This is a genomic window from Streptomyces sp. 15-116A (assembly GCF_025290915.1).
Taxonomy (GTDB): Bacteria; Actinomycetota; Actinomycetes; order Streptomycetales; family Streptomycetaceae; genus Streptomyces.
This window is the reverse complement of record NZ_JAOCQE010000187.1, coordinates 1-12,422: the sequence shown is the minus strand read 5'-3', so window position 1 is coordinate 12,422 and position 12,422 is coordinate 1. Positions and strand designations below refer to the sequence as shown.

12 protein-coding genes are annotated in these 12,422 nt (G+C 71.2%); 11 read left to right on the top strand and 1 reads right to left on the bottom strand.

The window, feature by feature from the left end; genetic code table 11:
- Window positions 1-2,090, bottom strand: a 2,090-nt coding sequence (locus tag N4P33_RS24760; protein WP_399030096.1) for an ATP-binding protein, incomplete at its 3' end; no start/stop codon positions are given.
- A 131-nt stretch (window positions 2,091-2,221) separates the two neighbouring features.
- Between N4P33_RS24760 and N4P33_RS24755 the strand changes: the two genes are divergently transcribed.
- From N4P33_RS24755 to N4P33_RS35735, 11 genes are all read left to right on the top strand, one after another.
- Entirely contained in the window at window positions 2,222-2,686 is a 465-nt protein-coding gene (locus N4P33_RS24755) for a DUF948 domain-containing protein (RefSeq protein ID WP_260828950.1), read from the top strand.
- A 7-nt stretch (window positions 2,687-2,693) separates the two neighbouring features.
- The gene (locus N4P33_RS24750) at window positions 2,694-3,053 is read left to right on the top strand and encodes a hypothetical protein (protein WP_260828949.1); all 360 of its coding nucleotides are present in this window, start codon (window positions 2,694-2,696) and stop codon (window positions 3,051-3,053) included.
- On the top strand, window positions 3,053-5,725 hold the full coding sequence (alaS, locus tag N4P33_RS24745; protein WP_260828948.1) for an alanine--tRNA ligase: 2,673 nt from the start codon (window positions 3,053-3,055) through the stop codon (window positions 5,723-5,725). The genes N4P33_RS24750 and alaS overlap by 1 nt, the downstream gene beginning before the upstream one ends.
- Window positions 5,725-6,189, top strand: a complete 465-nt coding sequence (gene ruvX / locus N4P33_RS24740; protein WP_260828947.1) for a Holliday junction resolvase RuvX — start codon at window positions 5,725-5,727, stop codon at window positions 6,187-6,189. Before alaS ends, ruvX begins: the two co-directional genes overlap by 1 nt.
- 126 nt (window positions 6,190-6,315) lie before the next feature.
- Window positions 6,316-7,962: an endolytic transglycosylase MltG gene (gene mltG, locus N4P33_RS24735; RefSeq protein WP_260828946.1), complete on the top strand. Its 1,647-nt coding sequence runs from the start codon at window positions 6,316-6,318 to the stop codon at window positions 7,960-7,962.
- The gene (locus N4P33_RS24730) at window positions 7,962-8,789 is read left to right on the top strand and encodes a shikimate dehydrogenase (protein WP_260828945.1); all 828 of its coding nucleotides are present in this window, start codon (window positions 7,962-7,964) and stop codon (window positions 8,787-8,789) included. Before mltG ends, N4P33_RS24730 begins: the two co-directional genes overlap by 1 nt.
- A gap of 51 nt (window positions 8,790-8,840) precedes the next feature.
- Window positions 8,841-9,182: a hypothetical protein gene (locus tag N4P33_RS24725; RefSeq protein ID WP_260828944.1), complete on the top strand. Its 342-nt coding sequence runs from the start codon at window positions 8,841-8,843 to the stop codon at window positions 9,180-9,182.
- Window positions 9,183-9,342: 160 nt separating this feature from the next.
- Window positions 9,343-10,527 (top strand): chorismate synthase, encoded by a 1,185-nt coding sequence (gene aroC / locus N4P33_RS24720; RefSeq protein WP_260828943.1) that lies wholly within the window; start codon window positions 9,343-9,345, stop codon window positions 10,525-10,527.
- The gene (locus N4P33_RS24715) at window positions 10,524-11,039 is read left to right on the top strand and encodes a shikimate kinase (RefSeq protein ID WP_260828942.1); all 516 of its coding nucleotides are present in this window, start codon (window positions 10,524-10,526) and stop codon (window positions 11,037-11,039) included. The genes aroC and N4P33_RS24715 overlap by 4 nt, the downstream gene beginning before the upstream one ends.
- Window positions 11,036-12,127: a 3-dehydroquinate synthase gene (gene aroB / locus N4P33_RS24710; protein ID WP_260828941.1), complete on the top strand. Its 1,092-nt coding sequence runs from the start codon at window positions 11,036-11,038 to the stop codon at window positions 12,125-12,127. The genes N4P33_RS24715 and aroB overlap by 4 nt, the downstream gene beginning before the upstream one ends.
- A 150-nt stretch (window positions 12,128-12,277) precedes the next feature.
- The coding region (locus N4P33_RS35735; RefSeq protein WP_260828951.1) for a Pro-rich N-terminal domain-containing protein at window positions 12,278-12,422 on the top strand (145 nt) is incomplete at its 3' end.

Here is a 12,422-nt window from a genome sequence, read left to right as displayed (position 1 = left end):
CTCCCGGGCCGGCGCAGCGCACGGCGTACGGCCTCGTGCCGGCCGAGCCCCTCGCCCCGCCGCGCACACTCCTCGTACCGCTCGTCGCCCAGCTCCTCGCGGGCGGTCCTCTCGCACAGCTCGTGCGGGCCGTTGTAGTAGGCCGAGCCGAACAGCGGCAGACCCACCGACGGCCACATCCGCCGCGCCGCCCCCTGCAGCACCGCCGCCTCGGCCGCGTCGCCCTCCGCCGCCGTGACCAGGGCGAGCAGCTCCAGGGACAGCACCGAGCCGAGCAGATCGCTGAACCCGTGGGCCGCGCCCAGACAGTCGCCGAGCAGTGCGCGGGCCGTGCCGAGCTCGCCCTCGCTCCAGGCCGCGTACGCCAGCACGTACAGCGCGTAGGTGCGGGCCCACCGCTCGCCGTGGTCCTCGCACACCCGGCGCACGTCCTCGCACAGCCGCACCGCGTCCGGCAGATCGCCCTGGAAGGCGCGCGTCATCGCCAGCTCCACCTGGCCCATCAGGACGTTGCTGTTGAGCTCCCCGATCTCCGCGTAGCGCTCCAGCGCCGAACGCAGCAGCGTCTCCGCGCGGGGCATGTCGTCGGTGACCAGGGCGAGACAGCCGGTGCGGTGCTCCGCGTACGCCAGCGCCGTGGGGCTCGCAGCCCGCTCGGCCTCCCGGCGGCACTCCTGCAGCGCCCCGAGCGCGAACACGGTGTCGCCCTGCAGGATCGCCACATAGCCCAGCACCCACAGCGCCTTCAGCCGGGACTGCTCATGACCGGAGTCGAGCCGCACGGCCTGCTCCAGCCAGTGCCGGCCCTCCGACAGCCGCCCGCAGCCGACCCAGTAGAACCACAGCGAACCGGCGAGGTACTGGCCCAGATGCGCCTCGTCCGGATCGGCGAGACCCTGCTCCAGGGCGCTGCGCAGATTCGGCAGCTCCGCCTCCACCCGTGCGGCGATCTCTGCCTGCCGGGGCGAGAACCAGTCCAGCTCGCACCAGGTGGCGAAGCCGAGATACCAGTCCCGGTGGCGCCGCCGCAGCCGCTCCGCGTCCCCAGTGGCCGCCAGCCAGTCCGCGCCGTACGCACGCACCGTGTCCAGCATCCGGTAGCCCACCCCGGCCGCGGTGTCCTCCCGCGTCACCACCGACTGGGCGAGCAGCGCGGACAGCACGTCGAGGACGTCGTCCGCGGGCAGTCCGTCCCCGCCGCACACGTACTCGGCGGCCTCCAGGTCGAAACGCCCCGCGAACACCGAGAGCCGCGCCCACAGCAACCGCTCCTCGGGGGTGCACAGTTCGTGGCTCCAGCCGATCGCCGTCCGCAGCGCCCGGTGCCGGGGCAACGCGTCCCGGTTGCCCCCGGTCAGCAGCCGGAACCGGTCGTCGAGCCGCTCCAGCAACTGCCGCGGCGACAACGCCCCCAGCCGCCCGGCCGCCAGCTCGATCGCCAGCGGAATCCCCTCCAGCCGCCGGCACAGCTCCCGCACGTCGTGCTCGTCCGCGAGGACACCTGGCTCCCCGGCGTCTGCGGAGCGCTGCCCCGTGCGCACCTCCAGCAGCCGCACCGCCTCCTCCTCGCACAGCGGGGCCAGGGACACCAGCCGCTCCCCGGACACCGACAGCGCCCTGCGGCCCACGGCGAGCACCCGCAGCCCCGGGGCTCGTCGCAGCAGCTCGGACACCAGCTCGGCGCAGGCCTCCACCAGGTGCTCGAAACCGTCCAGGACCAGCAGCAGCTGACGCTCCGCCAGATGATCCAGCAGGCACTCGCGCGGTGACCGGGTGGTGTGATCCGTCAGCCCCAGCGCCTCCACCACGGCGTAGTCCAGGAACTCCGGATCCCTCAGCGGCGCCATCTCCACCCGCCACACCCCGTCCGGCGGCGCACATGCGGCGGCGGCCCGAGCGGCCAGCCGCGACTTGCCGACGCCGCCCACCCCGGTCACCGTCACCAGCCGCGAGCCGTCCAGCGCCCGCCGCAGCCCCGCCAGTTCCGCCTCCCGCCCCACGAAGGCATCGGGCTCCAGGGGCAGATTGCCGGGCACCGGGGTGCCGTCGCGCCGTAGATCCCACATAGGGCACGGAGCGTACTCAGCCATGTGCACTGCGTACAATCGCTTCCGCGCAACTCCACCCGCGCCCGGTCCTAATCCGGTACGGAGTCCCACCACCGGCGCGATAGGCTCGGTGACACGACTTTCTCGATGTTCAGGCACGTTTCAGGGAGCGGGTGCACACAGTGTCCGGTGGAGAGGTGGCCGGGATCCTGGTGGCCGTCTTCTGGGCGATCCTGGTCTCCTTCCTCGCGGTGGCTCTCGCGAGGCTGGCCCAGACGCTCAGGGCGACCACCAAGCTCGTGGCGGACGTGACCGACCAGGCCGTCCCGCTGCTGGCCGACGCCTCCGCGGCGGTGCGCTCCGCGCAGACCCAGATCGAACGGGTCGACGCGATCGCCTCCGACGTCCAGGAGGTCACCTCCAACGCCTCCGCGCTGTCCACCACCGTCGCCTCCACCTTCGGCGGCCCCCTGGTGAAGGTCGCCGCCTTCGGTTACGGCGTGCGCCGGGCCCTGGGCGGCCGCAAGGAGGAGGCGCCCGCCGCGGCGCCGGGACGTACCGTGATCGTGGGCCGCACCGTCCCGGGCGCGCGCCGCGACAAGCGCGGCCGTGGGACGTTCCGGGGAAAGAGAGACTGACCCAGCGATGTTCCGCCGAACGTTCTGGTTCACCACCGGCGTCGCCGCCGGCGTGTGGGCCACCACCAAGGTCAACCGGAAGCTCAAGCAGCTGACGCCCGAGCACCTCGCCGTCACCGCGGCGAACAAGGCGCTCGAGGCGGGCGGCCGGCTGAAGGACCGCGCGGTGGACTTCGCACTCGAGGTCCGCGACAACATGGCCCAGCGGGAGGCCGAACTGGGCGACGCGCTCGGCATCAACGCCCCCGTCGACCGCGAACTCCCCGCCCCCCGGCACTACGCCGTCATCGAGAACCGCAACCACCCCCCGTACGTCGAGGGCCTGACGTACAAGACGTACCCGTACAACCGGAATGAGGACCACTGATGGAGTCGGCCGAGATCCGCCGCCGCTGGCTGAGCTTCTTCGAGGAGCGCGGGCACACCGTCGTCCCGTCGGCGTCGCTCATCGCGGACGACCCGACTCTGCTGCTCGTCCCCGCCGGCATGGTGCCCTTCAAGCCCTACTTCCTGGGTGAGGTCAAGCCGCCCTTCGCCCGCGCCACCAGCGTCCAGAAGTGCGTGCGCACCCCGGACATCGAAGAGGTCGGCAAGACCACCCGGCACGGCACGTTCTTCCAGATGTGCGGCAACTTCTCCTTCGGCGACTACTTCAAGGAAGGCGCCATCAAGCTCGCCTGGGAGCTGCTCACCACGCCCCAGGACAAGGGCGGTTACGGCCTCGACCCCGAGCGCCTGTGGATCACCGTCTACAAGGACGACGACGAGGCCGAGCGCATCTGGCACGAGGTCGTCGGCGTGCCCAAGGAGCGCATCCAGCGCCTTGGCATGAAGGACAACTACTGGTCCATGGGCGTCCCCGGCCCCTGCGGCCCCTGCTCCGAGATCAACTACGACCGCGGCCCCGAGTTCGGCGCCGAGGGCGGCCCCGCCGTCAACGACGAGCGGTACGTGGAGATCTGGAACCTCGTCTTCATGCAGTACGAGCGGGGCGAGGGCACCGGCAAGGACAACTTCGAGATCCTCGGCGACCTGCCCAGCAAGAACATCGACACCGGCCTCGGGCTGGAACGCCTCGCCATGATTCTGCAGGGCGTGCAGAACATGTACGAGATCGACACCTCCATGGCCGTCATCGACAAGGCCACCGAGCTCACCGGCGTCCGCTACGGCGACGCCCACGCCTCGGACGTCTCCCTGCGCGTGGTCACCGACCACATGCGCACCGCCACCATGCTCATCGGCGACGGCGTCACCCCGGGCAACGAGGGCCGCGGCTACGTGCTGCGCCGCATCATGCGCCGCGCCATCCGCAACATGCGCCTGCTCGGCGCCACCGGCCCGGTCGTGGGGGACCTCATCGACGTCGTCATCGGCATGATGGGCCAGCAGTACCCGGAGCTGATCACCGACCGCGAGCGCATCGAGAAGGTCGCCCTCGCCGAGGAGAACGCCTTCCTCAAGACGCTCAAGGCCGGCACCAACATCCTCGACACCGCCGTGACCGAGACGAAGGCCGCCGGGTCCAGCGTTCTGCCCGGCGACAAGGCCTTCCTGCTCCACGACACCTGGGGCTTCCCGATCGACCTCACCCTGGAGATGGCCGCCGAGCAGGGCCTCTCCGTGGACGAGGAGGGCTTCCGCCGCCTGATGAAGGAGCAGCGGGAGCGCGCCAAGGCCGACGCCCAGGCCAAGAAGACCGGCCACGCCGACCTCGGCGCCTACCGCGAGATCGCCGACCGCGCCGGCGCCACCGACTTCATCGGCTACACCGACACCGAGGGCGAGTCCACCATCGTCGGCATCCTCGTCGACGGCATCTCCTCCCCGGCCGCCACCGAGGGCGACGAGGTCGAGATCGTCCTCGACCGCACCCCCTTCTACGCCGAGGGCGGCGGCCAGATCGGCGACACCGGCCGGATCAAGGCCGACTCCGGTGCCGTCATCGAGGTCCGCGACTGCCAGAAGCCGGTCCCGGGCGTCTACGTCCACAAGGGCGTCGTCCAGGTCGGCGAGGTCACCGTCGGCGCCAAGGCCCACGCCTCCATCGACGCCCGCCGCCGCAAGGCCATCGCCCGCGCCCACTCGGCCACCCACCTCACCCACCAGGCCCTGCGCGACGCCCTCGGCCCGACGGCCGCCCAGGCCGGTTCCGAGAACCAGCCCGGCCGCTTCCGCTTCGACTTCGGCTCGCCGTCCGCCGTACCGCAGACGGTGATGCTGGACGTCGAGCAGAAGATCAACGAGGTGCTCGCCCGCGACCTCGACGTCCGCGCCGACGTCATGGGCATCGACGAGGCCAGGAAGCAGGGCGCCATCGCCGAGTTCGGCGAGAAGTACGGCGACCGCGTGCGCGTGGTGACCATCGGCGACTTCTCCAAGGAACTGTGCGGCGGCACCCACGTCCACAACACCGCCCAGCTGGGCCTGGTGAAGCTGCTCGGCGAGTCCTCCATCGGCTCCGGTGTACGCCGGATCGAGGCCCTGGTCGGCGTGGACGCCTACAACTTCCTCGCCCGCGAGCACACGGTCGTCAACCAGCTCACCGAACTGCTCAAGGGCCGCTCCGAGGAGCTTCCGGAGAAGGTGGCCGGCATGCTGGCCAAGCTCAAGGACGCCGAGAAGGAGATCGAGAAGTTCCGCGCCGAGAAGGTGCTCCAGGCCGCTGCCGGTCTCGCCGAGTCCGCCAAGGACATCCGCGGTATCGCCGTCGTCACCGGCCAGGTCCCCGACGGCACCGGCGCCGACGACCTGCGCAAGCTGGTCCTCGACGTCCGCGGCCGTATCCAGGGCGGACGCGCCGCCGTGGTCGCCCTGTTCACGGTGAACAACGGCAAGCCGCTCACGGTCATCGCCACCAACGAGGCCGCCCGCGAGCGCGGACTCAAGGCCGGTGACCTGGTCCGCACCGCCGCTAAGACCCTCGGCGGCGGCGGAGGCGGCAAGCCGGACGTCGCCCAGGGCGGCGGCCAGAACCCGGCCGCCGTCGGCGAGGCCGTCGAGGCCGTCGAGCGCCTGGTCACGGAGACGGCCAAGTAATGCGCAGAGGACGCCGTCTCGCCGTGGACGTCGGGGACGCCCGCATCGGGGTCGCCTCCTGCGACCCCGACGGGATCCTCGCCACCCCGGTCGAGACCGTCCCCGGCCGGGACGTCCCGGCCGCGCACCGCCGCCTGAAGCAGCTCGTCGAGGAGTACGAGCCCATCGAGGTCGTCGTCGGCCTCCCTCGCTCCCTCAAGGGGGGCGAGGGCCCGGCGGCCGCCAAGGTCCGCACCTTCGCCCAGGAACTGGCCGGGAACATCGCCCCTGTCCCCGTACGCCTCGTCGACGAACGCATGACGACGGTCACGGCGAGCCAGGGGCTGCGCGCCTCCGGAGTGAAGTCCAAGAAGGGCAGATCGGTCATCGACCAGGCAGCCGCCGTGATCATCCTCCAGCAGGCCCTGGAATCCGAACGGGTGTCAGGTAATGCACCCGGCGAGGGCGTCGAAGTGGTCATCTGATCGCGATACGGTAACGTTCCGCGCGATGCGGCGGTGTTCGAACAGCCGCCGCACAAAGAGAGGCGGAACGGGAGCCAGGGTCTTCAGGTGGCCGGGCGCCCACCGCCTCGCGGCTCTAGGGGATCGATGACTGAGTATGGCCGGGGCCAAGGCTCCGAACCGTGGCATCCGGACGACCCGTTGTACGGGGACGACGGATGGGGAGGACAGCAGGCCGAGCAGGGCCGGCAGTCCCCCTACGGCGGCCAGCCGCAGCACTATCCGCAGCAGCCGCAGGCGCAGCAGTACGGCGACTGGGGCACCGCCGAGCAGAACGGTTACGGCGGACAGCAGTATCCGCAGTACGACCAGCAGTACGCCCCGCAGCATCAGCAGCAGCCCTACGACACCGGCGGCTGGAACACCGGCGGGCACCCGCAGGACCCGTACGCCGCCGTTCCCCAGGACCCCTACGGACAGCAGGGCGGTACCTACGGCGGGCAGCACTCCGACTACTACGGCACCCCGGAGGCGTACCCCCCGCCCGAGCCGCCGAGTCGCCGGCGCGCCGAACCCGAGCCGGTGACCGACTGGGACCCTGGACCTGACCAGGGTGAACACGCCTTCTTCGCGGGTGGCGGCGACGATGACGACGACGGCTACGACGACGAGCCGGGCGACCGCCGTCGCCGCGGCGGCCGGGGCGGCAAGGAGAAGAAACGCCGCAGCGGCTGCGCCTGCCTGGTGGTGGCGCTGGTCTTCGGCGGGGGCATCGCCGGTGTCGGATATTTCGGGTACCAGTTCTACCAGGATCGTTTCGGCAGCGCGCCGGACTTCGCCGGGGACGGCAATGGGCAGCAGGTGACCGTCACCATCCCCGAGGGCGCGACCGGCGCCGTCATCGGCCAGGAGCTCAAGAAGGCCGGAGTGGTCAAGAGCGTCGACGCCTTCACCGCGGCACAGGCGGGCAATCCGCAGGGCAAGTCGATCCAGCACGGCGTCTACACGCTGGAGAAGGAGATGTCGGCCGCGAGCGCGGTCGAGCTCATGCTCAGCCCGAAGAGCCGCAACAACCTGATCATCGCCGAGGGCTGGCGCAACACCCAGATCTACAAGGCCATCGACGCGCGCCTCGGCGTCAAGGCGGGCACCACCGCCAAGGCCGCCAAGGAGGACTGGGAGAAGCTGGGGCTCCCGGACTGGGCGACGGGCCACGAGAACGTCAAGGACCCGCTGGAAGGGTTCCTCTTCCCCTCCAGCTACGGCGTCTCCAAGGGGCAGAAGCCCGAGGACGTCCTCAAGCGCATGGTCGCGCAGGCCACCGACGTCTACGAGAAGCTCGACGTCGAGGCGAAGGCCGAGAGCCTCGGGCTCAAGGATCCCTGGCAGCTCGTCACCGTCGCCAGCCTCGTCCAGGCCGAGGGCACGAGCCACGACGACTTCCGCAAGATGGCGGAGGTCATCTACAACCGGCTCAAGCCCGGCAACACCGAGACCAACGGCATGCTGGAGTTCGACTCCACGTACAACTACGTCAGGAACCAGAGCAAGATCGACCTCACGCTCGAAGAGCTCCGGAACTACGACAACCCGTACAACACGTACTACTACAAGGGCCTGCCGCCCGGACCCATCGGCAACCCCGGTGAGGACGCGATCAAGGGCGCGCTCGACCCGACGGACGACGGCTGGTACTACTTCATCTCGCTCGACGGGAAGACCAGCAAGTTCACCAAGACCAACGCCGAGCACCAGAAGCTGGTCGACAAGTTCAACGCCTCGAGGAACAACTGATGGTCGCACCGCGCCGGGCTGCCGTTCTCGGCTCCCCGATCGCCCACTCCCTCTCCCCGGTGCTGCATCGCGCCGCGTATGCGGAGCTGGGCCTCGAGGGCTGGACGTACGACCGCTTCGAGGTGGACGAGAAGGCGCTGCCGGGGTTCTTCGAGACGCTGGGGTCCGAGTGGGCGGGCCTGTCACTGACCATGCCGCTGAAGCGGGCCGTGATCCCGCTGCTGGACTCGATCAGCGACACGGCGGCCTCGGTCGACGCGGTGAACACGGTCGTCTTCACCGCCGACGGCCGCCGGACCGGCGACAACACCGACATCCCCGGCATGGTCGCCGCCCTGCGTGAGCACGGCATCGACAAGGTGGACCACGCGGCCATCCTCGGCGCCGGCGCCACCGCCTCCTCCGCGCTCGCCGCGCTCGCGCGGATCTGCACGGGCGAGGTCACCGTCTACGTCCGCAGCGAGGCCCGGGCCGCCGAGATGCGCGAGTGGGCCGAACGGCTGGAGGCCGCGGTCCGTATCGCCGACTGGGACGACGCCGAGCAGGCCCTGCATGCCCCGCTCGTGATCACCACGACCCCCGCCGGTGTGACCGACCCGCTCGCCCGAGCGGTCCCGGAGCGCCCTGCCGCGCTCTTCGACGTGCTCTACGACCCCTGGCCGACCGTCCTCGCGGCCCGCTGGTCGGCGTACGGCGGGGCGGTGGTCAGCGGGCTGGATCTGCTGGTGCACCAGGCTGTCCTTCAGGTCGAGCAGATGACGGGACGCTCTCCGGCGCCGCTGGAGGCCATGCGAAAAGCGGGCGAGAGGGCACTCGCGGCCCGCTAAGATCCACTCTCGGTTCCGCAGGGGGCGGAGCAGGGGAGGGGAACGACGTCCATGTCCACAGGCATCTCACTGGCCGGCTGGAAGACGCAGATATTCGAGTCGCTGCTGGGCTTTCTGCCCGACTGGGTGCAGATCACGGTGCTCGCCCTGGTCGTGGTCGCCGTCCTCGCGCACTACGTCGTCAAGATCAAGCGCAAGATCGCCCACCGCCGAGCCGTCCGCTCCGGACAGCCGATCCACGCCGCCGCCCAGTACGGCCAGGGCAGCGGCGCGGACTACCTGGGCCCGTACGCCCCCGAGGCCCAGCGGCCCGCCCCGGCCCAGCAGCAGAGCGGGACGGACTTCCTCGGCGCCTATGCCCCTCAGCAGCGCCCGGGGGACGGCTCGGCCTGATCGCGCCGTCCGCCAGTTGGACCGGCGGCCGGACACCGGGCCCGGACGTGGGAGGATCGGAGGTGGCGGGCCGGGGCCGCGCACCCCGTTCACGCCGCAGCCGTACGCGAGGACGCGCGTGCGCAGGGCAGTACCAGGGCGCGAGCACTGAGGAGCACCGTTGAGCAGGTTGCGCTGGCTGACCGCGGGGGAGTCCCACGGTCCCGCACTCGTCGCGACGCTGGAGGGTCTTCCCGCCGGCGTGCCGATCACCACGGACATGGTGGCGGACCATCTGGCGAGGCGGCGGCTGGGCTATGGGCGCGGTGCCCGGATGAAGTTCGAGCGTGACGAGGTGACGTTCCTCGGCGGTGTCCGCCACGGACTGACCCTCGGCTCCCCGGTCGCCATCATGGTGGGCAACACCGAGTGGCCCAAGTGGGAGCAGGTCATGGCGGCCGACCCGGTCGACCCGGAGATCCTCGCGGGCCTCGCGCGCAACGCGCCGCTGACCCGCCCCCGCCCCGGCCACGCCGACCTCGCCGGGATGCAGAAGTACGGCTTCGACGAGGCCCGTCCGGTGCTGGAGCGCGCCTCCGCCCGTGAGACGGCGGCCCGTGTGGCGCTGGGCGCCGTCGCCCGGTCGTACCTCAAGGAGACGGCCGGTATCGAGATCGTCAGCCATGTCGTCGAGCTGTGCTCGGTGAAGGCCCCGCAGGGTGTGTACCCCACGCCGGCCGACGTCGAGAAGCTGGACGCCGACCCGCTGCGCTGCCTGGACGCGGACACCTCGAAGGCGATGGTCGCCGAGGTCGACCAGGCGCACAAGGACGGCGACACCCTCGGTGGCGTGGTCGAGGTGCTGGCGTACGGCGTGCCCGTGGGCCTCGGCTCGCACGTGCACTGGGACCGCAAGCTGGACGCGCGCCTGGCCGGTGCGCTCATGGGCATCCAGGCCATCAAGGGCGTCGAGGTCGGCGACGGCTTCGAGCTCGCCCGCGTTCCCGGCTCCAAGGCGCACGACGAGATCGTCAACACCCCCGAAGGCATCCGCCGTGTCTCCGGCCGCTCCGGCGGCACCGAGGGCGGCCTGTCCACCGGCGAACTCCTGCGCGTGCGGGCGGCGATGAAGCCGATCGCCACCGTGCCGCGCGCCCTGCAGACCGTGGACGTCACCACCGGCGAGGCGGCGCAGGCCCACCACCAGCGCTCCGACGTCTCCGCGGTCCCGGCCGCCGGAATCGTCGCCGAGGCCATGGTCGCCCTAGTCCTCGCGGACGCGGTCGCGGAGAAGTTCGGCGGCGACAGCGTCACCGAGACCCGCCGCAACGTGCGCTCGTACCTCGACAACCTGGCCATCCGATGAGCGCACCGCTGATCGTGCTGGTCGGCCCGATGGGCGTGGGCAAGTCCACCGTCGGGCAGCTCCTCGCCGACCGGCTGGGCGTCGGCTACCGCGACACCGACGACGACATCGTCGCCGTCGAGGGCCGCAGCATCGCCGACATCTTCGTCGACGAGGGCGAGCCCGCCTTCCGCGCGATCGAGAAGCGGGCCGTGCACACCGCGCTCGCCGAGCACGAGGGCGTCCTCGCGCTCGGCGGCGGCGCCGTCCTCGACGCCGACACCCGCGCCCTGCTCACCGGGCAGCGGGTCGTCTACCTCTCCATGGACGTCGAGGAGGCCGTCAAGCGCACCGGCCTCAACGCCGCCCGCCCGCTGCTCGCGGTCAACCCGCGCAAGCAGTGGCGCGAACTGATGGAGGCCAGACGGCACCTGTACGAGGAGGTCGCCACGGCCGTCGTACCCACGGACGGCCGCACCCCCGAAGAGGTCACCGAAGCCGCCCTGGACGCACTGGAGTTGAAAGAAGCATGAGCGAGGCAGTGACGCGGATCCACATCGGCGGCACGGCGGGCACCGACCCGTATGACGTCCTGGTGGGCCGTCAACTCCTGGGCGAGCTGGCGGGACTGATCGGCGACAAGGCCAAGCGGGTCGCCATCGTCCACCCTGAGGCACTCGCCGAGACGGGCGACGCTCTCCGCGCCGACCTGGCGGAGCACGGCTACGAAGCGATCGCCATCCAGGTGCCCAACGCTGAGGAGGCCAAGACCGCCGAGGTCGCCGCCTACTGCTGGAAGGCGCTCGGCCAGTCCGGCTTCACCCGCACCGACGTCATCGTCGGCGTGGGCGGCGGCGCCACCACCGACCTGGCCGGTTTCGTGGCCGCGACCTGGCTGCGCGGCGTCCGCTGGATCGCCATTCCGACCACGGTCCTGGCCATGGTGGACGCCGCGGTCGGCGGCAAGACGGGCATCAACACCGCCGAGGGCAAGAACCTCGTCGGCGCCTTCCACCCCCCGGCCGGCGTCCTCTGCGATCTCGCCGCCCTCGACTCTCTCCCGGTCAACGACTACGTCTCCGGCCTCGCGGAGGTCATCAAGGCCGGCTTCATCGCCGACCCGGTGATCCTCGACCTCATCGAGTCCGACCCGCAGGCGGCCCGCACCCCCGCGGGCCCCCACACCGCGGAACTCATCGAACGCTCGATCCGCGTGAAGGCCGACGTGGTCTCCTCCGACCTCAAGGAATCGGGCCTGCGCGAGATCCTCAACTACGGCCACACCCTGGGCCACGCCATCGAGAAGAACGAGCGCTACAAGTGGCGCCACGGCGCCGCCGTCGCCGTCGGCATGCACTTCGCCGCCGAACTGGGCCGCCTCGCGGGCCGTCTGGACGACGCGACGGCCGACCGCCACCGCACGATCCTCGAATCCGTCGGCCTTCCCCTCCACTACCGCTACGACCAGTGGCCCAAGCTCCTGGAGACCATGAAGGTCGACAAGAAGTCCCGCGGCGACCTGCTGCGCTTCATCGTCCTCGACGGCCTCGCCAAGCCCACGGTCCTGGAGGGCCCGGACCCGGCCGTCCTGCTGGCCGCGTACGGAGAAGTCGGCGAGTAAGCCTCGACACATCGCCCCGGCATGACGGGCACTCAGGACCGCCCTCGCCCGTTCACACCATGACGACAGGGGGCGGTACCGTTCGGTAGGAAGCGGGGCCACCCCCTGCTGTCAACGCCCCATTGCCTGTACGAGACGGAGTGGCACCGGATGCAGCACGCAGTGGGTTCTCCGCTGCCGCCGCCCCATCAGCCGGGGCACGGAGCGGCCCTCGGCTGGTCACCGGCCGCACACCACCCGGGCCCGCACCAGGGCCCCGCACCCGCGCCCGCGCCGCCACAGGCGCCGGGCGGCT

Excerpts from the sequence above, each read along its gene's own strand:
- aroB (WP_260828941.1), top strand. The coding sequence starts at position 11,036 with ATGAGCGAGGCAGTGACGCGGATCCACATCGGCGGCACGGCGGGCACC.
- N4P33_RS24750 (WP_260828949.1), top strand. The coding sequence starts at position 2,694 with ATGTTCCGCCGAACGTTCTGGTTCACCACCGGCGTCGCCGCCGGCGTG.
- N4P33_RS24725 (WP_260828944.1), top strand. The coding sequence starts at position 8,841 with ATGTCCACAGGCATCTCACTGGCCGGCTGGAAGACGCAGATATTCGAG.
- ruvX (WP_260828947.1), top strand. The coding sequence starts at position 5,725 with ATGCGCAGAGGACGCCGTCTCGCCGTGGACGTCGGGGACGCCCGCATC.
- N4P33_RS24715 (WP_260828942.1), top strand. The coding sequence starts at position 10,524 with ATGAGCGCACCGCTGATCGTGCTGGTCGGCCCGATGGGCGTGGGCAAG.
- alaS (WP_260828948.1), top strand. The coding sequence starts at position 3,053 with ATGGAGTCGGCCGAGATCCGCCGCCGCTGGCTGAGCTTCTTCGAGGAG.
- N4P33_RS24730 (WP_260828945.1), top strand. The coding sequence starts at position 7,962 with ATGGTCGCACCGCGCCGGGCTGCCGTTCTCGGCTCCCCGATCGCCCAC.
- mltG (WP_260828946.1), top strand. The coding sequence starts at position 6,316 with ATGACTGAGTATGGCCGGGGCCAAGGCTCCGAACCGTGGCATCCGGAC.